The sequence below is a fragment of the Vibrio mediterranei genome (assembly GCF_013364395.1).
In the GTDB taxonomy this organism is placed as follows: Bacteria; Pseudomonadota; Gammaproteobacteria; order Enterobacterales; family Vibrionaceae; genus Vibrio; species Vibrio mediterranei.
Genome location: NZ_JABXGK010000008.1, coordinates 576,492 through 600,306 on the forward strand (window position 1 = coordinate 576,492; position 23,815 = coordinate 600,306).

Consider the following 23,815-nt stretch of genomic DNA (forward strand, 5'->3'; position numbering starts at 1 on the left):
AGTAGTTATGTCATTAAAAATGACTGGTCGGCGTTCTAATATAGAGAGGGTAAGCAGATTGTTCTGTAATGATTTGAGACATTTATGATACAACGAAGGTACAGTTATGACAGAACGGCTAGTTTGTACCTAGTTTGATAGAAAGTGTCGTATTAATAGGATGGTGATATGAAAACAATAGGCTTATTAGGCGGAATGAGCTGGGAGTCTACAGCTAACTACTATAAGGCAATCAATGAAGGTGTTAAGCGAGAACTAGGTGGTTTCCACTCTGCTAAAGTCGCTTTATATAGTGTCGATTTTGCGGAAATAGAGAGCCTACAACGTCAGGGGGATTGGGACGCTGCGGCTAGATGCTTGAGTGAATCTGCCAAGTGTATCGAAGCGGCGGGTGCCGACTGTTTATTGATATGCACCAACACTATGCATAAAGTTTCGTCAGAAATTGAAAGTGTTATATCCATTCCTCTGTTGCATATTGCTGATGCCACAGCAGAACGTTTGACGTATGACGGGATTACAAAGGTAGGCCTGTTGGGTACAGCATTCACTATGGAACAGAGCTTTTACAAAGGGCGTCTCGAACAGAAATACGATATTGAAGTAGTTGTGCCCAACCAAGAGCAACGAGCGCTGGTTCATGAAGTTATCTACAATGAGTTAGTAAAAGGGGAGGTGCGTGATATCTCGCGTCAAGGTTACTTAACGATCATTGAAGATCTAAGAAACAACGGGGCACAAGCGATTATTCTCGGATGTACCGAAATCGCGATGCTAGTGAAACAAGAACACACAAATATTCCTTTATACGACACTACGCAGATTCACAGTGAAGCTGCTGTTGATTTTGCTTTAAACAAGTAGGCAGAAATATTAAGAGCACGACAGGACCTAATAAAAGTGAATGGCGTTCCATATATATAATGAGATTTTGATCGTGCTTTAAAATATTTGAGGGGAAAGTCACGAATTTTGCGACTATAAATAACATTCTTGTTGGCTGTTTATCATAGAGGCAATTGTGTTCTTTCCCAAAGTCGTGTTTGTTCTGGTTGCGTTGATACTGTTTACGAACAGTGCTGTGGCCATTGAGCGCGGCCCCGATACTCTTATAATCTCAAATTCGAAAGCATGGAAACCATACTCTTATCTTGATGAAAACAATCAACCAGCAGGCATCCTCATCGACTACTGGCGCGCTTACGGGATTGAAAACGGTGTTGAAGTACAGTTTAGGTTGGTTGATTGGCAATCGTCGCTAGATCTAGTCAAAACCAATCAAGCCGATGTTCATGCGGGGTTACTGTGGTCTAAAACGCGCGCTAATTACCTTGAGTATGGTAGTGAAATATTTGAAATCGACACCCAACTTTATTTTCATAGTAGTTTGCAGTCTTTTAATGTTAATTCGTTCTTGATGGGAGGACACAATTATAAGGTAGGCGTAGTTTCTGGAAGCTATGAAGTTGAGTTTTTACAGACCAACTACCCGAATGTTGAATTAACCTTGTTCGATAATAATTCCAAGTTATTGCAAGCGGCTTTTTCTCACCAGATACGTGCTTTTGTCGCTGATCTTCAGGTTGCGAATTACTATCTATATACGTCGTCGAACACAAGTGAATTTATCGGTGTCAAACATCTTTATTCCGGAGCATTGTATTTTGCTGTGGCCAAGAACAAAGCAGCAATGCTTGATGTTTTGATCCCTAATTTCAGTAAAATCAGTGTTGATGAACGCCAGCGTATACTCAGCCGATGGATGCATATAGAGACTGTTTATCCAGAACATCTATTACCAATAATTGGCATTATGATCATACTCGGTGTGTTTATTTATATACTCTTGCTACGCTATACCGTAAATACTAGAACCAATGAACTGGCCAACGCTAATAGAGAATTAAAGGTGCTGTCTGAAACCGATGCATTAACCGGTTTAAGTAATCGCCGCTATTTTTTAGAAAAACTCGAGAAGTATCGACATACTGGTGGTTATCTTGCGATCATCGTTATCGATATTGATGATTTTAAGAAAATCAACGATACATTTGGCCATGTTCAAGGTGACAAAGTGATCAAGTCTGTTGCGAACTCTATACGGTCGCTACTCAAAAGTGATTGTGTCATCGCGCGTATTGGTGGTGAGGAATTTGCGTTGGTCTATGTATATCAAGGATTTGAATATTCTTATCAACTGTCACAAAATATCTGTCGTTCTATCAGAGAGTTAGATGTTAAGGATATCTGCTGCCAACCAGTTACAGTGAGTGTTGGCTGTGCGGTGTACGAAGATGCGTCGGAGTGTGAGACACTATATGAAGCCGATAGACTTATGTATGTTGCTAAAAAGCAGGGGAAAAACCGCGCTGTGGTAGAGCTAATATCCTCACAGGCTAAGAGAATGTCCACGATAGACAAGTGAAGACACCTCTTTTACGAATAGATGTCGAAGTAAATGAATCAAAAAACCAACCTCAATCTTCTCTATACCCTAGAAGTGTTGTTAGCTGAGAAGCACGTGAGTCGCGCGGCTGAAAGGCTTAACTTGACTCAATCCGCCGTAAGCCGTCAGCTTAGTCAATTGCGCGATATCTATCACGATCCTTTGTTGGTAAGAAACGGCAACCATTATGTTTTGACCCCGCGTGCTGAGCGATTAGGAGCGGAGCTTGAAGACTTATTCCAAAACATTACCAAGGTGTTAGGACAAGCGGACTTTGATCCACTACTGTTCGATCAAACGTTCACCTTTTCTTCTTCTGACTATGTGGCTCAATATATACTTCCGGAGCTCGTTGAACAGTTATCGTCTTTGGCTCCAACGATGCAGTTTGCGTACCGATTATGGGAACCAGACAACCTAGCTAAACTCAGTGAAATCGATGTTCAATTGGCATCCACTATGTTGCCAGAAGCACCTTTAGGTTTGAGTTCTCAGCAAATAGGGGAGGATATTCCAGTCATCGTGACTCGAAAGAACCACCCATTATCTGGTACTAAAACAATTACAGAGCAGGAATTGGGCGCGTATCCACACATTCGAATCTCGGGTGGTGGAGATAAGGATAGTTTCCTTGATAGAGAAATGAAGGCGCGGAGCTTAAAGCGAAGAATTCTAGTTTCAACGCCTTTTTTCTCTTCAGCCTTTGCGCTATTGCAACAAACAGACGCATTGTTGACCGTCCCACTCCATATCGCGGTGAATCTCAAAAAGACCCAAAAATTACATGTTATTGATATTCCGTTTACTGTACCTACTCATAAGTATTGGCTGATATGGCACCCTAAATATGACCATGAGCCCGCGCACATTTGGACTAGAGAGCATGTGTTGTCCATCATGCGCAGTTCGATGTATTCGGTTAGGTAACCTAGTAGGTGAAGAGTACTTATATGATGGTTATGATCTGATTTCATTGCGATGATGAGAAATGGTGATTTCAAATCATAATGTTGCGGTGATAAAGTGGCTCCAGTTATTTGAGGAGCTGTTATGACTTTTACTGTTTGGTTATCTTTAGTTGCAATCTGTCTTCTTGGGGCGATGTCCCCAGGCCCTAGTCTCGCTATTGTCGCAAAACACAGTTTAGCTGGGGGAAGGAATCATGGACTGGCAACAGCATGGGCACATGCATGCGGAATTGGAGTTTATGCACTGGTAACGGTTCTTGGTTTGTCGGTGTTGCTGCATCAATTCCCGATTGTTTTTAAAACAATATCATTGCTCGGCGCACTCTATCTTGCGTGGCTAGGATTCAATGCTATTCGTTCAAAAGGTGGAATTGTCGAGCGCCTTGAGTCGGGCAAACAGGTATCGGTAGCATCAGCGGCAAAGGAAGGGTTGTTCATCTCACTTTTGAGCCCGAAAATCGCATTATTCTTTACTGCACTATTTAGCCAGTTTGTAGCGATAGGAAGTGAAGTCTCAGATAAAGCCATTATTGTCGCGACACCTCTGATTATCGATGGCCTTTGGTACACACTCATTACCTTTATGTTGTCATCGCCAAGGTTGTTAGATTCATTGAAGTCGAAAGCGAAAATTATTGACCAGTTGTCGGGTGTTGTCTTAATACTCTTGGCTGTTCGCGTCGTTTATACTTTGTGATTCTAAGATTCGAGCCATACTAAGATAGTTGAATCAATAGCTTGAGAGATGCCATTTAACTTCTTACACTTAGGAAATAACGGACTATCTTGAGACTGTATTTTGAAATTAAAAAAGCTATTGATTCTCTGCTCCTTAGTGATTGGCCTTACTGGTTGTCTTCATAGTGCTTCAGAGGAACCTAGACCAAGTGTGTTTACATTGGAGAATGTTGACCGCTTAGTGAATGAAGACATTCTTCAGCCAGAGCAACTCGATCCTGATGAGAAAGACTATAAATACGTAGCTGGAGCTACTGACCTGAATAACGATGGCAATGATGAATTGCTTGTTCTTATGCAGGATCCTTATTTTTGTGGTTCTGGCGGTTGCACGGCCTACCTATTCTCTTCATCGGGTGACGTAATTACCAAAATGACGGTGACACGAAAGCCTATTCTCGTTTCAGACCGAACAACAAATGGTTGGAAAGACTTTTACGTTTGGAGTAATGGTTCACTGAGAACGATGAGCTTTGATGGACAAGCCTATCCGACAAATCCTTCTGTTGCTCCCGAGTACAGTCGAGAGCGTGAGAAACAAACAGCAGAGCAAACTCTTGAGGTTCAAGAGATTGTGGTTCAAGACGGCTATGGTATCGCTATGGTCGAAGAGCTTCCCATTTTCTACCCTGCTCATAGTTACCAATTTACTTTTAGACATTATGGTGACCCGGAAAACTTATACCTGTTTAAAATCAACATGGTGACGGGTGAGTCTGAGCTAGAAACGCTACCAATCCCAAAAGAGAAGGATAGCACTCAAAAGTAACCATTCTCACTAATGAGATAGGGTTTGCATCGCATTCATCGACACTATGTCCTAGTCTGATTATGTTAGTAAAAGCTAAAGGACTAGCAGATGCAACGACAAGTTCTGCCAAAAGAGGTCGTGATTAAACAAGTAGTACTATCTGCTCTTGTTATGATTGCGCCTGCTTTTGCGGAGCATAGTAGTAATACCGTTCACCTATACAATTGGGAAGCCTACCTCTCTCCAACGGTCAAAAATGACCTTAAATCAAAGCATAACGTTGTCATTGAAGAGTTCTTCTTTTCTGACGAAGCGGTGCGTGATGAACTGCTCCTTAGTGAAAGAGGGCGAACCATTGATTTGGTCGTCGTTGAAAGTGTGCGTTTAAAGATGTTAGCGAAACAGGGAGCTATACAAAATATAAGCTCTATTCAAAATCAAATAGCCGATAGATTTGAAAAACGTTGGTTGGAGGCGTGTGGCGAATATGGCATCCCTTACTCATGGGGAACCAGTGGTATTTTGTACCGTAGTGACAAGATCCAAAATCCTGTGACATCTTGGGCATCATTGTTGATGCCTGACAAAGCTCTTCAAAATAAGATCTCCATGTACTATCACCCTATCGATCTTATTGGTGCAGCGATGCTGTTTCTTAAACATGACCCTTTTTCAGATGATGAGGAAAAGCTTCAACATGCCTACCAACTGCTGGAGGAGCAGCGACCTTTTTTAAGTTCTACGCAGTATATTTTAGAAGCGATCCAAGAGCCGAAAAAGCTTGATAATGTTTACATGGCATTTGGCTTTTCTGGTGATGACTATGTGTTAAACCAATTGAGCAATTCTGACGAAGTTCAGTGGAAATATGTGGTTCCTGAAGAAGGTACTGTGGTATGGCTTGAATGCCTTGCTGTTCCCGCAGGTAAACCTGTGAGCAAAGCAACGAGCGAAGCTATCGATTACTTATCTTCTCCTGAGGCCGCAGCTTTGAATGCCGAAGAATCTTGGTTTTCGTCGCCTAACCTCAACGTAACTCCCTACCTGAGTCAAGAGTACCTAAACGACCCCATCATCAATCCAGCACCTGATTTAATCGAGCGTAGTTATATCTATCGGCCAGTCAGCGATATTGGTCTGCGGTTAAGACAGCGGATAGTAGAAGATTTGAGGTGACGATGAAGTTATTGCAGAGGTTGCACCTGGCATTGATACCAACAATCGGCGTGATTACTCTCGGCGCAGGAGCTTTACTCTATCAGTGGCAACTCGATGAATATAAGAAACTTGAACGTTCCAAGTGGATTGCAAATGTAGAAGCGGCTCTAAAAGCGACCAGATTTGAAATAAAAGGTATCGAGGCGTTAGGTTATGAGATATCAGGCAGTACGCAATTTTTGCGTCACATTCAAGACACAGGCGAGCTCAGTAGCCGAAACTTCCTTGAGTCACACATCAATTATGTACTAAGTCGAGATCATAGTCGGCAAGAGAGCAACACTGCAATCTATGTACTAGATGAAATGTTTACCATGACAGCCGCCTCTTCTAAGTCGAATCCATTTAGTGCTCGTTCTTTGCCTGACGACCTTTACCAGCATGTCTTTGACTCTCACGTTAAAGTTTCTCTTGGGGAACCTTTTGATCAGTCGGGAAATATCTATCAATCTTTAATAGGGGAGGTGAGATACAGCTCTACAGGAGCTTATGACCCTACATTACCTCCTGATGACAAATATGTGGTAACTAGATCAGATCGTAGTTTATTAATTGTTGATGGCAGTCTTTTAGAAATTAACGCTTTGTTTAGCAAAGCATCCCAGTATCCTTATATTAGCTTGGAGTTTAGCAAGGGTGCCTTAGAAGACAATAGTAGTTCCAACATTGTGGTTACAGAGTTGGGTAGCGAATTTATCGATGGCAACGTTATACGTATTGCTGGGTCTGGGTTAGTCGTCGATTTGAATATCCTTGACTCTCATTACGCGTCGATCAAAAAGGAACTTGTAATAGAAGTATTCGGGTATTTGGTTCTGGTAATGCTCGTACTATTGGTTGTAATTCATTTCAATATACGCCGTCGAATACTCTATCCAATTGATGCTTTGCTGTCAGAAATTCATAAAGGTGGCTTGGAACTGAGGTATTTCAAAAGAGCTAAAGGAACCGATGAAGTATCAGTGTTAAAAAACGCTTATATAGATAGTTTGAGTAAGGTGAAATTTGAAGCGGAGTTTGATGGTCTTACTCGTCTTGCTAATCGTAGGTCATTTATTCACTTTGTAGAGCAGCGTATCGCTAGTTATTCGACTAGAACGACTTATATTGTTGCATGGGACATCATAGACTTCAGGCGAATCAATGATCTTCATGGGGCAAAAATAGCAGACCAAGTGTTGAAGAATCTTGCAAGAGAAATAGAGGTGTTTGTTGGACATTATCAAGAAGATAGGGGAACAGCGACCAGTGATTATTCAGTTTGCCGCTATGGTAGTAACACATTCTGTGTACTTATAGATGCAAATGATGAAAACCAGGTGAAGTCACAAATTGTTAATAGTGAGAAGACGCTCAAGCGGGCGGGACTACTTGATGCTCTACCCATTAATTTAGACCTCGCAATGGCTATTTTCCCGTTGTGTCGTAAAGACCAAGCAAACTTATGGCAAAAAGGGCTAGAAGTGGCCTTGAATAAAGCTAAGCAAATCAAAAACCAACGCTCTCTAGTACTATTTGACGACCAACTTTTGGAGGATTTATCCCGTATTGATGATATAGAAAGAGTACTGCTGAAATGCACTCAAACGCATGGTTATGAGCTACGTTACATGCCTCTTATAGACTCAAAAACAATGGAGATCGCCAGTCTTGAAGTGTTAGTCCGATGTCCAGTGCTACAAGCAAAAGGTATTGGACCAGATGAGTTTATCCCTGTGGCAGAAAAGGCGAATATCATAGGCCTTATTGATAGTTGGGTCATTGAAAACTCGCTGAAAGATTTACAGAAAATGGAAACGGATTGCGGCTATACCGGAAGTCTCTCGATTAACATTTCCGCATTGGAGCTCTACAATAATGAGTTTATTGAGCATATATGTAGCCTCTGTAGTCGTTACGGTGTCAAACATCATAAAGTTACTCTAGAAGTAACAGAGACCAGTTATGTCCGAAGTACACAGGATACGGTCGCTATTATTTCAGGACTTAGAGAGTTAGGCTTTAAAGTGTCACTGGATGACTTTGGAACAGGGTATGCTTCAATCAATCAATTGCTGCATTACCCTGTTGATGAACTGAAAATTGATAAGAGCTTCGTTGACCGAATTAGTGGCGAAGTGAATCAGGAGCGCATGCTTAACTCAATTATAGCGCTAGGTCATAACTGTCACGCTAAAGTAGTTGGGGAAGGCGTCGAAAATGCCAATCAATACCGCTATCTGACTGAAATTGGCTGTGATTACTTACAAGGCTACTTCTTTAGTAAACCGCTTGGTTATTCCGAGTTCTGTGAATTCTATAAGATCGGCCGACATGAAACGCTCTCAACCAAGGTGACCAGCATCAAAGTAGCTGACCACAAATTTTAAACGTTAAGTGGATAGCGCTTTGCGTGATAGCTGCGTCAGTGTCTCAGTTAGGCTGCTTCGTTTAAGGTTAACCTCTTGCGATAGGGAAACATCGAGTACCAACTCCATATCACTCAATTCGATAGTTTTTGACAGCTCTTCTTTAATTCTCTGAACTAGCTTATCGGAAATTAATGAACCTTCTGCCTTGCCGAGAATAATGAATTGGGCACCACTATAGCGATAAAGCAGTAAATCATCGGTTAGAAAACCAGTCACCCTTTGCGCCGCGGTTTTGATGATGACATCGCCATAGTCGATGCCGTATTTTTGATTCACTTCAGCAACATTTTGTACTCTGATTGATAGCAAATTGTAGTGAGGTGCAGTGAGGTTTGCTTTAATGTCAGTTGTAAGAGCAACTCGATTCAACAAGCGTGTGAGTGGATCTCTCCGTTGAATGGTCTGCCGCATTTTGGTTTCAATCCAGAAAATCACCGAAATAACGATGAATAATACGATTAACGCCACTGTACTTACCTTCTGAAGTACTAATAAGCGTTCTATTAAAGTGCGACTTTTCTCGCTCAGAGGGCTCTCTATTTGGAATTTATTATTAATAAAATGAATGACTTCATTAAAGTTAAGTTTAATGCGTTGGTTGAGTGCAGTTTGAAGTTCCGGCTTTTCCTGTAGCAGTTTTAAGGATCGCTCAAGAGCTTTGAATTTGTCGAACTGAGCGATGAAGAAGTCATGATAGTTAGCCTGCTTTATGAAGTTAGCGGATTCTTTGCTGTTCAAGATAATGTCAAAACGACTCCAAGTGAGGTCATAAGAGAGCCAAATCTTCTCTGTATCGAGTGGTGTAATATGGGTTTGAGTGATGAAGTTTGAATATTCTTTGACGAGTTGCAGTATGAACCAGGTTGCCTCATTTTTGCGTTCAGATAGGTCCTCGTTAATATGGTTAATACGATCGATGGTAATCACGTTCACTGCCAAAACGCAGGAAGTGATAATGATCAGAATGAGCTTCGCCAGATTGATAGGAAACTGACGAATAGCGCGCGTATTTAACATCTCAGTAGCTGACTTCTTTTAATTGCCAGATCATCATAGCGTGATAGTCGGTTGTATTAATCTCTGGAAATTGAGAAATAGGAAATATCACCCAAAAAGGCCCTTTATCTCTGACAGACATTTTTCCCCCATTTTTACGATTGGCAACAATAGGGTTGTATGCTTGGATATCTTTAAGACTAATCGTGACTTTATAATCATTCAGTGCGACAAAGGTAACCATGTCAGGCAATTGCGCGTTTGCCTGCGAAAAAAGCTCAATAAGCGAAACACCGGTAAAATGATTTTTTCCTTCTAACCAAGGTAATTCAGTCTTGATACTGGTTTGTGGCATATTCGCCAAATCTTCGTCTGTGTATGTTTTGAAAGTTACACCTTCGCTCTTGATGGTTAGATCAGAGGCGAAAGTTAGGGAAGAGAAGAGCGCACATAATACAATCGTACTCTTGAGCATAATGAAGTTCCTTTTCGTTGCCACATTCATAGTTTAGGAAGCGTGTTTGCGTAATCAACGTAGGAGGTGTTTCATATATGAGACAGGGACAAAATGAAATCGAGGAACTATTTGATAATAAAGCGAACCATTCTTGAAGCGTTTCGTTGAAAGTAGATAGATAACTAGAACAAAAAAGCCGAGCATTTATGCTCGGCTTAGTCGTCTAGGTTTTGGAACTTAGTTTTAAGCGAGAAGATCGTTAGCAGTAGTTACGACATTCTCAGTCGTAAAGCCAAACATCTTAAATAGCTCGCCTGCAGGTGCAGATTCACCGAATGTTGTCATACCGATGATCTTGCCACCAAAACCAACATACTTGTACCAGAAGTCAGCAATACCCGCTTCAATAGCGATTCTTGCTGTCACATCTGAAGGAAGTACAGACTCGCGATACGCTTCGTCTTGTTTATCAAATACGTCTGTTGCTGGCATTGAAACAACACGTACTTGCTTTCCTGCTTCAGTCAATTGTTGAGCGGCACTAACGGCTAACTCAACTTCAGAGCCTGTTGCAATCAGGATTAACTCAGGCTTGCCTTCGCAATCTTTGAGCACGTAAGCTCCTTTTGCGATATCAGCAACTTGCTGAGTGCTACGTTCTTGTTGAGCTAGGTTTTGACGAGAGAAAATTAGTGACGTTGGACCGTCTTTACGCTCGATGGCGAATTTCCAAGCAACTGCTGACTCAACTTGGTCACATGGACGCCACGTACTCATGTTTGGTGTTAAGCGTAATGATGCCATCTGTTCAACTGGTTGGTGTGTTGGGCCATCTTCACCCAGACCAATAGAATCGTGAGTATAAACTTGGATGTTTTGCACTTTCATCAGTGCAGCCATACGCATTGCGTTACGAGCGTATTCCATGAACATCAAGAACGTTGCCCCGTAAGGAACAAAGCCGCCATGTAGTGCGATACCGTTCATGATCGCAGTCATACCAAACTCACGCACACCATAGTGGATGTAATTCCCAGATGCGTCATCAGCTGTTAGCGACTTAGAACCTGACCACATGGTTAGGTTTGACGGTGCTAGGTCAGCAGAACCACCTAGGAATTCTGGTAGCATTGCACCAAAAGCTTCAAGTGCATTTTGTGATGCTTTACGTGATGCAATATTTGCTGGATTCGCTTGAAGGTCGGCGATAATTTGACTTGCTTTTTCTTCCCATTGAGCCGGAAGCTCACCGCTTACGCGACGTTTGAATTCTGCGGCTAGCTCTGGGTAAGCTGCTTCATACGCTGCAAGTTTTTCGTTCCACGCTGCTTCCTTCGCCGTGCCCGCTTCCTTCGCATCCCACTCTGCGTAGACTTCTGTCGGAATTTCAAAAGGACCGTACTCCCAGCCTAGTTGCTTACGTGTTGCCGCGATCTCTTCTGCGCCTAGTGGTGCACCGTGGCAGTCATGAGAGCCAGATTTGTTTGGAGAGCCAAAACCGATGATGGTTTTAGTACAAATAAGAGTAGGGCGAGGGTCTGCTTTCGCTGCGATAATTGCCGCGTTGATCGCTTCTGAATCGTGACCGTCTACTGCTGGGATAACGTGCCAGCCATACGCTTCAAAACGTTTTGGAGTATCGTCAGAGAACCAACCTTCCACTTCACCATCAATAGAGATGCCGTTGTCATCCCAGAAAGCGATTAGCTTACCAAGGCCTAGTGTACCCGCGAGAGAACACGCTTCATGAGAAATGCCTTCCATCAAGCAGCCATCACCCATAAACGCATAGGTAAAGTGGTCAACGATGTCATGACCTTCTTTGTTGAATTGTGCTGCAAGTGTCTTTTCAGCTAGCGCCATGCCCACAGCGTTAGTGATACCTTGGCCTAGAGGGCCAGTGGTTGTCTCAATGCCTGGTGCATAGCCATACTCTGGATGCCCTGGTGTTTTTGAGTGCAGTTGACGGAAGTTTCTAAGGTCGTCAATAGAAAGCTCGTAACCTGCAAGATGAAGTAGAGAGTAAATTAGCATTGAACCGTGACCGTTAGACAGTACAAAACGGTCGCGGTCCGCCCACTCAGGGTTTGACGGGTTGTGGTTTAAGTGAGAACGCCAAAGAACTTCAGCGATGTCAGCCATGCCCATCGGAGCACCTGGGTGGCCAGAGTTAGCTTGTTGAACACCGTCCATGCTTAATGCACGGATAGCGTTTGCTAGGTTTTTACGATCCATAATAAACACCGAATAAATTTGATATTGGAGAGGGGAAATTAAAAGGGGAACGCAAACGTTCCCCTTTTATTAATCGTGTGGATTAAAGCTTAGCTTCAATCATTGCTTCTAGTTTGCCTTGGTCTACTGCGAAGTTGCGAATGCCTTCAGCCAGTTTCTCTACTGCCATTGGGTCTTGGTTATGATCCCATAGGAACTCGGCATGAGTCATCGCTGCTGGGCGTTCTTTAGAACCTTTTGAGTCAACAAGCTTCTCTACTACTTCACCTTCAGCTGCCTCTAGTTCAGCCAGAAGTTGTGGAGCGATAGTCAGACGATCACAGCCTGCTAGCTCAAGAATCTCACCGATATTACGGAAGCTTGCACCCATGACAACGGTGTTGTAACCGTGGTCTTTGTAGTAGTTGTAGATGCTTGATACTGAGATAACGCCTGGGTCTTCTGATGCTTCGAAGTCACGGCCTTCTTTCGCCTTGTACCAGTCCATAATACGACCTACGAAAGGTGAAATTAGATAAACACCAGCTTCTGCACATGCACGAGCCTGAGCGAATGAGAACAATAGTGTTAGGTTACAGTTGATGCCTTCTTTCTCTAGAATTTCAGCTGCACGAATACCTTCCCAAGTAGAAGCCAGTTTGATTAGGATACGGTCATTGGCGATGCCTGCGTCATTGTACATTTTGATAAGTTGACGGGCTTTAGCAACGCTACCTTCAGTATCGTAAGAAAGACGAGCATCCACTTCAGTGGAGATACGACCTGGGATAGTTTTAAGAATTTCTTTACCGATGTTAACCGCTAACATGTCACAAGTGTCTTGAACTTGTTGTGCTTTATCGTCGCTTTGAGTTTTAGCGTATTCAATCGCCTGGTCGATAAGCGGTGCGTAATCAGCGATTTGTGCTGCTTTCAAAATCAGAGATGGGTTAGTTGTTGCGTCCTCTGGTTGGTACTTACGAATTGCTTCGATATCACCAGTGTCCGCTACTACAGTAGTCAATTTGCGAAGTTGCTCTAATTTGTTGCTCATCGGTACGTTCCTATTCTTGAGGGCATAAATTTGTGAGGAATGGCCTCATACTACAAATGTTATGTTACGAGCCAAAGTTTCAACTTTACGTAGGATTAGCTCGTAAACCTTTTCCGTGTTAGTGAACAAATATGCGTGAACATATGTATCACTTCTGAGTAAATGTTGAACCCATATTTACCCTATGCAGAAATAATGTCAATCAAATACTGGTCTGAAAAGTAGTATTCATAAGGTTATTTTTGTTTTTTGATAACGCAAGCGTACTTCAATGTCGATTCCATGTTTTATAAGGTCTGTGGGCTGCTTTTTCTGCTGAAATCTTGACCTGAGAAAATGTAATGGTATTGAGCGAATGCTTAGTTCTGTTTATGATTGAGCATATGTATAAGGTGTGAACCAATGAGCGCCACTATTTTTCCCGATTAGGTAAGTGATAATGAAAAGTGAAATTAGCGAAACTGGCAATGACTTGCTGACAGAAATTGCTGTCGCCTATTACCAAGATGGTGCAACACAAGAGGAGATCTCTAAGAAGTTTGGTGTGTCGCGCGCAAAAATTGGTCGTCTTCTCAAGCAAGCAAGAGATGAAGGAATTGTCGAGATCACAGTCAAATACCATCCGGTATATAGTGCTAAGATCGAACAGCGTCTGATTGAACGTTTTGGAGTTAAGCGAGCGCTCATTGCATTGGACCAAGCTGATGAAGAAGCACAGCGTATGCAAGTGGGAGGGCTAGTTTCAAACTACTTAGCACAGACACTAAAAGGTGGAACTGTGGTGACAGTAGGACAAGGCAGAAACGTTTCGGCTGTAGCTCATCATATGGGGGTTATTACTCCTAGAGACTGTAAGTTTGTTTGTGGGATTGGGGGAATTCATCCACGTGGGGGGCGTTTTAATGCCGACCATATTTGTCGTCAGTTGGCGAAAAAATACGGTGGTAGTTCTGAAACCTTATATGCACCGGCATACGCTGAAAATAAAGATCAAAAGTTAGCGTTTATGCAAAATGCTACGGTCAAACAGACTCTAGATTTAGCGCGTAAAGCCGATATGGCTATCGTAGGTGTCGGTGATATGAGTGAGAACAGTTACATGGTTGATTTGGGATGGTTTACCGCTGACGAAGTTGTTCAATCGAGATTGAATCAGGGAGTAGTTGGTGATTTTGCTGGTTATGATTTCTTCGATATCCAGGGGCAAGCCGCCAATACAGTGATGAGTGATCGAGTGATTGGCTTGGGGCTTGAAGAGTTTCGTATGATATCAGAGGTGATTGCGATCGCTTCTGAAAATAGCAAACCAATGGCGTTACTCGGAGCATTGCGTACTGGCGTAATCGATGTGGTTGCAACCAGTGTAAGTAATGCTTTAACGGTGCTGAACCTTGATGAGCAAATGAAGAATTTACCGAGCTAATCGCAGACTACGCGAACTCTGTGGCTTTGATAAGTTCCAGCAAAAATAAGTACCGAGCGGCAAGTTGTTTTCGTTTTTTCTTCACAAAATAGAGCGGTTCACTGACTAAATGTTCAGTGGGCCAGACATTAACTTTATCTTTGTAGCCTGAATACTCAATGGCAACTTTGGGTAATACAGTGACACCAATACCCATAGAAACAGGCTGTAATATCTGACTATGTTGGTTAATGTAGGTGACTTTATTGAAATCTTGCCACTCTGCTTGAGTGAGTTCTTTGAGTCGGCTGTCTTCGATGTATTTTTGTAAGTAGTATTGCGCATCAGGATGGTCGACTACGCCAAGCTGGTTGATCGCTTCTGACGCCGAATATTTAGCTACCGCGTCTCTACTACCAATTAGACATAGCTCTAGTTGTCCTATGTACTCTGCTGACAGTTCAGGGTTCTGAATCGAAGCCGTGACCATGCCAGAATCTATAATGCCATTACTAATACTTTCTATGATCCGGCGGTTTGGTGCAGCTTCAACATTGACCTTCAACCCCGGATATCGTTGCTGCAGATCCAGCAAACTTGGGTAGAGTGCGGTAATGATAGCGCCCGAAGCTGAAAAGCTAAGGCTACCTGACTCAGGGTCATCATACCTTAGACGCTCTAGTAACATGTTCTCCCGACTGGCTAGCTCAAGGGCGTATTCATACACTAAACGTCCTTGCTCCGTGAGCTCAAAACTTTTTCCTTCCCGAGTAAGCAACTCAACATTAAGGCTTGCTTCGAGCTTTTTAATATGTTGGCTGACGCCAGGTTGTGTCATGAAGAGCTTTTCAGCGGTTTGGGTAAAGTGCCCGATCTCTACTAGAGTTTTAAAAGTATTGAGCCAAGTCGTATTTATCATGAGGGTTTCGTAGATAACAATTAATTATAGTTTTTAGGTTATATGATAACTATCGGCTGATCCACAATGAAATACTCAAGCGCTATCATCTAGAGGACATCGACTTATGAGTTCAGCAAACACAAACCACACCTACCCACGCTGTTTTAGCCACATTGGAATATCGGTGCCTGATCTGGAGGCTGCCGTCAAGTTTTATACCGAGGTATTAGGTTGGTATCTTATTATGCCGCCGACTGATGTTACTGAAGACGACTCTGCTATCGGTGTAATGTGTACAGACGTTTTTGGGGAAGGGTGGGACCACTTTCGAATTGCTCATCTGTCCACCGGTGACAGAATTGGGGTAGAGCTATTTCAGTTCAAAGATCAGCAAAATCCAGAAGACAACTTTGAATATTGGAAAACGGGCATTTTTCATTTTTGCGTACAAGATCCTGATGTTGAAGGGCTAGCTGACAAAATTGTCGCGGCAGGTGGTAAACGACGAATGAAGGAGCCACGTTACTACTATCCGGGAGAGAAACCGTATCGAATGATCTATATGGAAGACCCGTTTGGGAATATTCTAGAGATCTACTCACATAGTTATGAGCTTCATTACTCAAGTGGTGCTTATAACGGGTAGCGAAAGGAAGCAGGTCCCATAGACCTGCTTGTCTTCATTTTACTTTTCTACAGGTAGATCAACACGTTGACCCCATTCAGTCCATGAACCGTCATAGACAGATAAATTATGATAACCACAGACATAAGCGCCAAGAGCGAGAATACAAGCCGTTACGCCGGAACCACAGCTAAACACCAAATGCTCTCGTTTGCTTGCTGAGATAGCTGAATACAAAGGAGCAAGATCTTCTAACGGTTTGAGGGTGCCATTGTTGATGAGTTCAGCAAAAGGCAGACAAACAGAATTTGGAATATGGCCACTTCTGACACCTTCTCTTGGTTCTTTCACTTCGCCTTTAAAGCGTGCTAAAGAGCGAGCATCGACAATATGAGCGTTTTGCTTTTCGGAATACGTTAGAACTAGTTCTGCTGATAGGAAGTAATGCTGATCTAGTGACAGAGAAGGGGAGGTGGGCGCTCCAATCGAATAATCTTCATCGCAATCGTAACCAGCTGTTTTCCAAGCAGGTAAGCCTCCGGAGAGCACATAAACCTCACTTAATCCCATTGCTTTAAGCATCCACCACGCACGAGGTGAAGCATAAGTACCTGAATTATCGTAAACAACTATCGTACTATTTTTAGTCAGGCCCAGTTTCGAAGCCAGTTCATTGAAGCGTGTTTCAGTTGGCATCATATGAGGAAGAGAACTGTCTGGGTCGCAAAAGACGTTGTCATAATCAAAGCGCTGAGCGCCAGGAATTACTCCATTTTTGTCCTTTTCAGGCTCTAGCGGAATTTGAAATTCGATACTGGCATCAAGAACAATAATGTCGTTGTTAGCATCTAGCTGTTGCTTTAGCCATTGAGGAGAAACAATAGGTTGTGTCATCAATGATTTCCTTATCTGTTGAGGCAATGCTGAAGGCGATAGGTCTTGGTATTAGAAACTGAGCTCTGTTGTGAGCTTAGTGTGACTTCTGAACCTACGGGGCATAATGTTGCTTTATCTGTAGCGACACGGCTGTTACTACCGTCTCTATGTTCCACGATGAGGTAGTAACGATTACCGTCTAAAGATTGTGTGAGAACATGGCTTATTACTTTGGCTTGTTCGGTTTTTTCTGTATTTGAATCTGAAGATAGGAGAAGCAGCAAGAATCCAACACCCACAGCGAGAATAGCAAATGCGATGGTTAGTTGTTTCATTAGTACTTCTCCATAGGCTACTCTCTATTCACCACAAACTTTGCAGGCCTTGGATTTAGGCAACCCCATGTCTCGCCAGCTTAATGATAAACCATCAAATATTAATAGCTTACCTATTTTAGGCTGCCCATAGTTAGCGAGGACTTTTATCGCCTCTAGTGCCTGCGTAGCACCAATGATGCCAACGACAGGTGACATGACGCCGGCTTCAACACAGCTCAGCGTTGTATCTCCAAACAGTGCGCTTAAACAAGCATAGCAAGGTAAGCTGTCGTCTTGATATGTAAAGACGGAGACTTGACCTTCCATTCTAATCGCTGCCCCACAGACCAGCGGCTTTTTGTGTTTAAAGCAAAGGCGATTGAGTTGGTTACGAGTATCTACATTATCAGTGGCATCAAGAACAAGGTCGTGCTCTTTAATTTGTGCTTCGAGAGCAGCATCGTCCAAGCGATGATTAATGGTTTTAATCATCACATTAGGGTTTATCTTGCTTAACGCAGCTCGGGCTGACTCAACTTTATCGACACCAATAGAGTCATCGTTGTGTAATACTTGTCGTTGCAAGTTTGATAGCTCCACCGTATCGTCATCGACTAAGGTGAGCGAACCAATACCCGCTGCGGCAAGATACTGACTAGAGGCACAACCTAAACCACCAGCTCCAATAATCAAAATTGAAGATTGCTTAAGTGCTTCTTGTCCATCAAAATCGAAGTTCTTCAATATAATTTGACGGTTATAGCGAAGCATCTCTTCATCAGACAGTATGTCCACAATAGCCTCGTTAGAATAAAGTTGGGTTGAACAACTGGATTTGAACCGTTTCTCCCACATCAATTGACGTGCGGTCGCGCTCAAGCACCACAAAGCAGTTTGCTAAGCTCATCGATCTAAAGGCTCCTGAGCTTTGGTTTCCGGTTGTTTCGACTACAAACTGGCCATCTTCAATCGTATAGATACCGCGTTGATAATCGGTTCTTCCAGGAGCTTTTTTGAAAGCGCTGCGTGTGATGGCAGGAATAGACTCCGGCTCTTTCCATTCTGAGTGACCGGAAAGCTTAGCGATGAGAGGTTGTACTAGGACATACATAGTTAATACTGCAGAAACAGGGTTTCCTGGTAATCCGCAGAACCAAGCGTTGTCCAGCTCACCAAAAGCGAAAGGCTTACCGGGCTTGATAGCAAGTTTCCAGAAGCCAATTTGACCTAATTCTTCAAGAATATCTTTAGTATAGTCAGCTTCACCAACGCTTACGCCACCCGAGGTAATAACAACGTCGGCTTGTTGTTGCGCTTGCTCGAATGTGGCTTTCAGTGTTTCTGGGCAATCAGGAATGATACCCAAATCAATAGCCTCACAACCGAAGTTTTCAATAAGCGGTTTGATTCCGTAACGGTTGCTATCGTAAATCTGTCCATCTTCTAGCTCAGTACCAAGCGGGCGCAATTCATCTCCTGTAGAAAAGAAAGCAACAACTGGTTTACGGAGGACACTGATGTGGCTAATTCCTAACGTAGCGATCATAGGAATATCGCGTGCGGTTAAACGAGCACCTTTTTTTAATACGACATCGTTCACTCGAATATCATCACCAGTAGGACGAATGTTCATATTTGTCTTCGGAGAACACTGGTTGAACGTAATGTTATCACCGTCTACCGTGGTGTTTTCTTGCATAATAACGGCATCGCAACCCTCTGGGATTTTCGCACCAGTCATAATTCTAACCGTTGTCATGGCAGGCCAGTCACCCTCATAAGGTGCGCCGGCAAATGACTTACCAACCATTGATAGAGTGGTACTTTGCTCTAAGTCACGGAGACGAATGGCGTAGCCATCCATTGCGGAGTTATCAAAGGGAGGCACGTTAATAGGAGAAAGAATGTCTTCTGCTAATACATACCCAAGCGCGTCAGGTAACGGCAGTGTGAGAGTGTCAGTAACAGGAGTAATTGGTGTGAGCATTTTATCCAATGCTTCTTCTATAGGCATTAAGCCTGGTGCGTCGCAGCAACCCATAAGATAAGCCGTCCTAATTGATTCAGTGGAACTATTTAATTCAATAAAGTCTTCGGAATGTAACACATTTTGTCTGAAGAGAGGCTTACTCCTATGGATAAAATAGCCAAAAACATGCTTCAAATCATAATGCATACAAAGCAATACAGAATTTGTGGGTGTAATTGATGAAAATTCCGAGTATCCTTGTGCCCCCTTACGGGTGTTAGTGCGAGGAAGTAAGATGTCAGGATTAAGTGAATCAGCAAAATTGGTGAAAGCCGCGTTGTCAGAGCGAGGGCTAGAAACACCGATGCTGCCAAATGAAGTCAGCCGTGAAGAAAAGAAAGAGCGTATTGAACATCATATGCGTGAAATTCTTACGTTGTTACAGCTTGATCTACAAGACGATAGTTTGATGGAGACGCCGCATCGCATTGCCAAGATGTATGTGGATGAAATTTTCTCTGGCTTAGACTATGAGAACTTCCCTAAAATCACCGTCATCGAAAACAAGATGGACGTTAGTGAGATGGTTCGTGTTAAAGACATCACGGTAACGAGCACTTGTGAACACCACCTTGTTACCATTGATGGTAAAGCGGCAGTCGCCTATATCCCTCGAGGTAAAATCATCGGTTTGTCTAAAATTAACCGTATCGTCAGGTTCTTCGCACAGCGTCCACAAGTTCAAGAACGCATGACGCAACAAATTCTGGTTGCTCTACAAGCATTGCTTGAAACCGACGATGTCGCAGTAACAATTGATGCAGTACATTACTGTGTGAAGTCTCGCGGTGTCATGGATGCTACCAGCGAAACGACGACTACAGCATTGGGTGGCATCTTTAAATCCAAACCAGCGACTCGACATGAGTTTTTGCATGGACTGCGATAGTTCTTTCTGGAAGACGCATCACATATTCGTTTGCAACGCCCTCTGATTACGAGGGCGTTGTTGTTTTACAAAGCTTTCTTACCGATCAAGCCAATGTTATGCTTAACCAATAGTAATTAGTTTTAAATCTGGATTGATTGCACAGATGGAAAGGATAAAGAGAACCTACGAGTATGCTGCGCCAAATATTACACTTGTCGCATGGATGGGGATTTTGGGCTTTCCACTTTATTACGTCATTTGGAAGTATGTATTTCCTCAGCCTTATGAAAGTGAGCTTTTAAGAACTATTGGCGCAATCATGTTAATAGGGTTTATCTTATTACGTGCTTTTTCAGAAAAAACTAAGCGAATCCTCCCATACTATTACCTAGTAGTCATTGGCTTTACTTTACCATTCTTCTTTTGCTACATGATGTTGATGAATAACTGGACGACAGTTTGGGTTATGTCGTTTATGTCATCTATATTTCTTCATATTTTGCTTATTTATGATACAAGAATCATGGTCGCTCAGGCGGTAATATCTGTTGTATCTGCTGTTATACTTGCTTACATTATGGGTGGGCAAGGGATCTATATGGAACAGAGCCTTACTTATTTGCCCATATTTGCGTTTACCTATATTTTCGGCAGTTTGTTCTTCTTTCGTAACCAAAACGAGCATGAATCGAAATTCGCGATTGCTAAGTCATTCGGTGCTGGTATCGCTCATGAAATGAGAAACCCTCTTAGTGCTATGTATTCTTCGTTAGAGGTAATGCGAGCGATTATTCCTAATAAGAGCGCTATCTTTCGTAACTCTCACCAATTGAACACCGAAGAGCTTCAACGTTTGAATGAAATCATAGATGATTCCATGAAAACGATCATGAATGGCAATGAGACCATTGACTTACTACTGACTTCTATCGATCAAAGTCGAGTATCTACATCGACTTTCTGCCGTAATAATGGCAAAGAAGTAATTGAAAATGCAATCAGAACGTTTGCATATAAAACAACACTGGACAATAAAGCTGTCTCGGTCAATATCCCGAACAGTTTCGACTATTTTGGCAGTGATACTTTATTGAAGTATGTGTTGTTTAACTTACTGAAAAACTCGTTTCGCCACCGGGGGGCAGGGAAGTTCACCATAACAATTGACTCTCAAACCCAAGACGATTGCAATATCATTATTTTTAGAGATACCGGCAAGGGGATTGAAGAGCAACTACTTCCGTATATTTTTGAAGACTTTTACACTACCGGTAAATCTGGGTCCTATGGTCTAGGCTTGGCCTTCTGTAAAAAGGTTATGAGGTCGTTTGGCGGTAAGATTGTATGTCAATCCGAGTTTGGTGCATGGACAGAGTTTAAATTAATATTTCCTAAGTATGAGTCGGCTGAAGTGGCACAGATTAAGAGTGAACTGATTAAAGATAAGTCAGTGTTGTTTATTGGTGAGTCATCTAGCATGTTGGACTTGGTTAAGAGTGCTCAATATCACCGAGAATTCAAGCTGACAGTTGAAGACATAAAAGCGGCAAGTTATCGCGAAGAATATAGTTTCGAGTATAGCCTTATTATTATCGACGGTAATCTATCGAGAGAAGGGTGGATCTACCTTTCGAGTCTAGAGGCTAAGCTTGAGTTTACTGAGGCAAGAATTGTTCTCGTTCACTCCGCAAATGACCAGAGAAATCTATACTTCAAGCGTTATCTTAATGTCGAACTAATGGATTATGACGAGTTTACCTCTGATATTAGAGATACATTAGATAAGTTGTTTTTTAGAGAAGTGGAAGAGCTTGCGACGGTTCGTCCATACAACACAATATCTTCTACAAAAACAGTTCTCTTAGTCGATGACAATCACTCATTGCGAACAATTACTAGCATAATGTTGGAAAAAGAAGGTTTGGTCGTGCTTCAGGCTAGCAATGGTGCTGACGCACTAGTTATGCTTGATGAAGAAAACGTTGATTTAGTTATTATGGATATAGAGATGCCGATTCTAGATGGCATTTCCACTGCGGATAAGATAAGAAAATCCACAGCAAAGTATAATACAGTGCCTATCATTGCTTTTACTGGTGATGCGAATCCAACAACTCGTGAAAAAATCAAGCAATCTGGAATGGATGACTTACTCATTAAACCGACACCGAAAGACGAGCTAGTTGATAAAGTGGCGTCTTGGATATAGATGAGGGAGCTCAGATCTAAAGGTTGAGCTCCACATCCGACTTACTACCTATAAGAAATAGAATTCTTTGTTTTCCGTTGCTTCTTTACATGCTTGTACTACTCGATCTAAATCCTCGAGAGTATGCTCTGAAGTGACTGAAAATCTGATGATATTTTTTCCTTTTGGCGTTGCCGGAGTACAAAATATAGAACCAAAAACGCCTTTGCTCTCTAAGAAATCCCGAACAATTTCAGTGTTTTCAGCGTCACCTGTTTCCAAAGCGATGATCTGAGATTCACTACGAATAGATAGTCCTAAGTTTCTTAGCTGATTTCTTAAATAGTCACTATTTGAGAACAACGAGCGTCTTGCATTGTCGGCGCTCTTGATAACGTCGACAGTGGCACTTAACCGTTCAGTTTCATACGGTAGTAGCATGGAACTGAATATTGCAGGGAATGCCACAAATGGAAGACAATGTGCGGTCTTTTTGTTGGATAAAATTGCGCCTGCACGATATGCAAATGTTTTTGCTAAGCTCACAGTAATATAATCGACATGCTCAGTTAAACCCAATTCAGCAACCAAACCAGCACCTTTAGGACCGTGAGTTCCAAGTGAATGAGATTCATCCACGACCAATGCGCAGTCATACTCATAAGCCATTGATACCAGGTCTACAAGCGGTGCTATAGTTCCCAACGTACTGTAGATAGAATCAACTAGAATTATGCCTGGGCCATTCTTTTGAATCTGTCGCTTTAAGTGCCTGATATTGTTGTGCATAAATGGATGAACCATAGCGCCAGCAATTCTTGCACCCTCCCATAATGAAGCATGAGCGAAGAAATCAACATACACATTAGTGTCTTTCGTGCAGATAGCCTGTAGTAAGCTCAGGTTTGCGGTATAACCTGATTGTGATACCACACACTCTTCAAATCCTGTTAGTTTAGCGAGTTTTTTTTCAAAAGCAGAACTGTCTTCCGCCTCAGCAGTATAAACACCAGACATCAACATACTTTCCGTATTGGCTCGTATAGCGTCTATGTGCTTCTCCTTAATATAGGCGTTGTTATTCAGACATAGATAGTCATTTGTTTGGTAACTAGTATCACTTGCCGTAGGTCTTTTCCCAGAGACTAGATGCTTTTTACTTTTGGTTGAATGGATATTTTCAGCGATATAAATATCGTGTTGCTGTTCAATAAATTTAGGCAACGTTTTTGTTATTTTCTCTAAGTGCATAGCTAGGTTCTCTCGACATTTAAAATGGGTTGTCGGCCGACAGAACGAAATATTGCCCAATATGCAAAAATAGTCACTAGTGACTATTTTATTTTTTGGAGT

The 23,815-nt window shown here is 42.4% G+C and carries 21 protein-coding genes; 11 read left to right on the forward strand and 10 right to left on the reverse strand.

What is annotated here, in order from left to right:
* Window positions 1-168 precede the first annotated feature (168 nt).
* The 7 genes from HOP38_RS19655 (at window position 169) to HOP38_RS19685 (ending at window position 8,490) form a co-directional block, all read left to right on the forward strand.
* Window positions 169-864: an aspartate/glutamate racemase family protein gene (locus HOP38_RS19655; RefSeq protein WP_198558758.1), complete on the forward strand. Its 696-nt coding sequence runs from the start codon at window positions 169-171 to the stop codon at window positions 862-864.
* A 157-nt stretch (window positions 865-1,021) separates the two neighbouring features.
* The gene (locus HOP38_RS19660) at window positions 1,022-2,425 is read left to right on the forward strand and encodes a sensor domain-containing diguanylate cyclase (protein ID WP_198558759.1); all 1,404 of its coding nucleotides are present in this window, start codon (window positions 1,022-1,024) and stop codon (window positions 2,423-2,425) included.
* A gap of 33 nt (window positions 2,426-2,458) precedes the next feature.
* Window positions 2,459-3,373, forward strand: a complete 915-nt coding sequence (locus HOP38_RS19665) for a LysR family transcriptional regulator (RefSeq protein ID WP_124941893.1) — start codon at window positions 2,459-2,461, stop codon at window positions 3,371-3,373.
* A gap of 123 nt (window positions 3,374-3,496) precedes the next feature.
* Entirely contained in the window at window positions 3,497-4,111 is a 615-nt protein-coding gene (locus HOP38_RS19670; RefSeq protein WP_006070556.1) for a LysE family translocator, read from the forward strand.
* 102 nt (window positions 4,112-4,213) lie between these two features.
* On the forward strand, window positions 4,214-4,921 hold the full coding sequence (locus HOP38_RS19675; RefSeq protein WP_242456562.1) for a hypothetical protein: 708 nt from the start codon (window positions 4,214-4,216) through the stop codon (window positions 4,919-4,921).
* Window positions 4,922-5,011: 90 nt separating this feature from the next.
* Window positions 5,012-6,079: an ABC transporter substrate-binding protein gene (locus HOP38_RS19680; protein ID WP_198558760.1), complete on the forward strand. Its 1,068-nt coding sequence runs from the start codon at window positions 5,012-5,014 to the stop codon at window positions 6,077-6,079.
* 2 nt (window positions 6,080-6,081) lie between these two features.
* Window positions 6,082-8,490: a bifunctional diguanylate cyclase/phosphodiesterase gene (locus HOP38_RS19685; protein WP_198558761.1), complete on the forward strand. Its 2,409-nt coding sequence runs from the start codon at window positions 6,082-6,084 to the stop codon at window positions 8,488-8,490.
* Between the two features lie 3 nt (window positions 8,491-8,493).
* Here the strand turns inward: HOP38_RS19685 and HOP38_RS19690 are convergent, their stop codons facing one another.
* The 4 genes from HOP38_RS19690 to tal all read right to left on the reverse strand — a co-directional run bounded on the left by HOP38_RS19690 (window position 8,494) and on the right by tal (window position 13,253).
* The gene (locus tag HOP38_RS19690) at window positions 8,494-9,549 is read right to left on the reverse strand and encodes a GGDEF domain-containing protein (protein WP_124941896.1); all 1,056 of its coding nucleotides are present in this window, start codon (window positions 9,547-9,549) and stop codon (window positions 8,494-8,496) included.
* A 1-nt stretch (window position 9,550) separates the two neighbouring features.
* Complete coding sequence (locus HOP38_RS19695) at window positions 9,551-10,003, reverse strand: putative pterin-binding protein (protein WP_198558762.1); 453 nt, start codon at window positions 10,001-10,003, stop codon at window positions 9,551-9,553.
* 225 nt (window positions 10,004-10,228) lie between these two features.
* Entirely contained in the window at window positions 10,229-12,220 is a 1,992-nt protein-coding gene (gene tkt / locus HOP38_RS19700; protein ID WP_198558763.1) for a transketolase, read from the reverse strand.
* Window positions 12,221-12,302: 82 nt separating this feature from the next.
* Window positions 12,303-13,253 (reverse strand): transaldolase, encoded by a 951-nt coding sequence (gene tal / locus HOP38_RS19705; protein WP_006070549.1) that lies wholly within the window; start codon window positions 13,251-13,253, stop codon window positions 12,303-12,305.
* Between the two features lie 439 nt (window positions 13,254-13,692).
* On the opposite strand from tal, the gene HOP38_RS19710 reads away from it, so the two are divergent.
* Window positions 13,693-14,676 (forward strand): sugar-binding transcriptional regulator, encoded by a 984-nt coding sequence (locus HOP38_RS19710; RefSeq protein WP_006070548.1) that lies wholly within the window; start codon window positions 13,693-13,695, stop codon window positions 14,674-14,676.
* A gap of 7 nt (window positions 14,677-14,683) precedes the next feature.
* On the opposite strand, the gene HOP38_RS19715 is transcribed toward HOP38_RS19710, so the two are convergent.
* Window positions 14,684-15,574, reverse strand: a complete 891-nt coding sequence (locus HOP38_RS19715; protein WP_198558764.1) for a LysR family transcriptional regulator — start codon at window positions 15,572-15,574, stop codon at window positions 14,684-14,686.
* Between the two features lie 106 nt (window positions 15,575-15,680).
* Here HOP38_RS19715 and HOP38_RS19720 point away from each other — a divergent pair, with 106 nt between their 5' ends.
* Window positions 15,681-16,202: a lactoylglutathione lyase family protein gene (locus HOP38_RS19720; protein ID WP_031494876.1), complete on the forward strand. Its 522-nt coding sequence runs from the start codon at window positions 15,681-15,683 to the stop codon at window positions 16,200-16,202.
* Window positions 16,203-16,241: 39 nt separating this feature from the next.
* On the opposite strand, the gene HOP38_RS19725 is transcribed toward HOP38_RS19720, so the two are convergent.
* From HOP38_RS19725 to moeA, 4 genes are read right to left on the reverse strand one after another with little or no spacing between them, the layout of a single operon-like run.
* Window positions 16,242-17,075, reverse strand: a complete 834-nt coding sequence (locus tag HOP38_RS19725; RefSeq protein ID WP_198558765.1) for a sulfurtransferase — start codon at window positions 17,073-17,075, stop codon at window positions 16,242-16,244.
* An 11-nt stretch (window positions 17,076-17,086) separates the two neighbouring features.
* Window positions 17,087-17,392: a hypothetical protein gene (locus HOP38_RS19730; RefSeq protein WP_006070544.1), complete on the reverse strand. Its 306-nt coding sequence runs from the start codon at window positions 17,390-17,392 to the stop codon at window positions 17,087-17,089.
* 24 nt (window positions 17,393-17,416) lie between these two features.
* On the reverse strand, window positions 17,417-18,169 hold the full coding sequence (moeB, locus tag HOP38_RS19735; RefSeq protein ID WP_198558766.1) for a molybdopterin-synthase adenylyltransferase MoeB: 753 nt from the start codon (window positions 18,167-18,169) through the stop codon (window positions 17,417-17,419).
* A gap of 10 nt (window positions 18,170-18,179) precedes the next feature.
* Window positions 18,180-19,415 carry a molybdopterin molybdotransferase MoeA gene (moeA, locus tag HOP38_RS19740; protein ID WP_198558767.1) on the reverse strand — a complete coding sequence of 412 codons (1,236 nt, stop codon included), beginning with the start codon at window positions 19,413-19,415 and terminating at the stop codon, window positions 18,180-18,182.
* A 223-nt stretch (window positions 19,416-19,638) separates the two neighbouring features.
* On the opposite strand from moeA, the gene folE reads away from it, so the two are divergent.
* Complete coding sequence (gene folE / locus HOP38_RS19745; protein WP_038226529.1) at window positions 19,639-20,292, forward strand: GTP cyclohydrolase I FolE; 654 nt, start codon at window positions 19,639-19,641, stop codon at window positions 20,290-20,292.
* A gap of 145 nt (window positions 20,293-20,437) precedes the next feature.
* Window positions 20,438-22,483, forward strand: a complete 2,046-nt coding sequence (locus HOP38_RS19750; protein ID WP_198558768.1) for a hybrid sensor histidine kinase/response regulator — start codon at window positions 20,438-20,440, stop codon at window positions 22,481-22,483.
* A 48-nt stretch (window positions 22,484-22,531) separates the two neighbouring features.
* On the opposite strand, the gene cqsA is transcribed toward HOP38_RS19750, so the two are convergent.
* Window positions 22,532-23,713 carry an alpha-hydroxyketone-type quorum-sensing autoinducer synthase gene (gene cqsA, locus HOP38_RS19755; protein ID WP_198558769.1) on the reverse strand — a complete coding sequence of 394 codons (1,182 nt, stop codon included), beginning with the start codon at window positions 23,711-23,713 and terminating at the stop codon, window positions 22,532-22,534.
* Between the last annotated feature and the right edge of the window lie 102 nt (window positions 23,714-23,815).

Excerpts from the sequence above, each read along its gene's own strand:
- HOP38_RS19655 (WP_198558758.1), top strand. The coding sequence starts at position 169 with ATGAAAACAATAGGCTTATTAGGCGGAATGAGCTGGGAGTCTACAGCT.
- HOP38_RS19665 (WP_124941893.1), top strand. The coding sequence starts at position 2,459 with ATGAATCAAAAAACCAACCTCAATCTTCTCTATACCCTAGAAGTGTTG.
- HOP38_RS19670 (WP_006070556.1), top strand. The coding sequence starts at position 3,497 with ATGACTTTTACTGTTTGGTTATCTTTAGTTGCAATCTGTCTTCTTGGG.
- HOP38_RS19680 (WP_198558760.1), top strand. The coding sequence starts at position 5,012 with ATGCAACGACAAGTTCTGCCAAAAGAGGTCGTGATTAAACAAGTAGTA.
- HOP38_RS19685 (WP_198558761.1), top strand. The coding sequence starts at position 6,082 with ATGAAGTTATTGCAGAGGTTGCACCTGGCATTGATACCAACAATCGGC.
- HOP38_RS19690 (WP_124941896.1), bottom strand. The coding sequence starts at position 9,549 with ATGTTAAATACGCGCGCTATTCGTCAGTTTCCTATCAATCTGGCGAAG.
- HOP38_RS19695 (WP_198558762.1), bottom strand. The coding sequence starts at position 10,003 with ATGCTCAAGAGTACGATTGTATTATGTGCGCTCTTCTCTTCCCTAACT.
- tkt (WP_198558763.1), bottom strand. The coding sequence starts at position 12,220 with ATGGATCGTAAAAACCTAGCAAACGCTATCCGTGCATTAAGCATGGAC.
- tal (WP_006070549.1), bottom strand. The coding sequence starts at position 13,253 with ATGAGCAACAAATTAGAGCAACTTCGCAAATTGACTACTGTAGTAGCG.
- HOP38_RS19710 (WP_006070548.1), top strand. The coding sequence starts at position 13,693 with ATGAAAAGTGAAATTAGCGAAACTGGCAATGACTTGCTGACAGAAATT.
- HOP38_RS19715 (WP_198558764.1), bottom strand. The coding sequence starts at position 15,574 with ATGATAAATACGACTTGGCTCAATACTTTTAAAACTCTAGTAGAGATC.
- HOP38_RS19720 (WP_031494876.1), top strand. The coding sequence starts at position 15,681 with ATGAGTTCAGCAAACACAAACCACACCTACCCACGCTGTTTTAGCCAC.
- HOP38_RS19725 (WP_198558765.1), bottom strand. The coding sequence starts at position 17,075 with ATGACACAACCTATTGTTTCTCCTCAATGGCTAAAGCAACAGCTAGAT.
- HOP38_RS19730 (WP_006070544.1), bottom strand. The coding sequence starts at position 17,392 with ATGAAACAACTAACCATCGCATTTGCTATTCTCGCTGTGGGTGTTGGA.
- moeA (WP_198558767.1), bottom strand. The coding sequence starts at position 19,415 with ATGGGTTGCTGCGACGCACCAGGCTTAATGCCTATAGAAGAAGCATTG.
- folE (WP_038226529.1), top strand. The coding sequence starts at position 19,639 with ATGTCAGGATTAAGTGAATCAGCAAAATTGGTGAAAGCCGCGTTGTCA.
- HOP38_RS19750 (WP_198558768.1), top strand. The coding sequence starts at position 20,438 with ATGGAAAGGATAAAGAGAACCTACGAGTATGCTGCGCCAAATATTACA.
- cqsA (WP_198558769.1), bottom strand. The coding sequence starts at position 23,713 with ATGCACTTAGAGAAAATAACAAAAACGTTGCCTAAATTTATTGAACAG.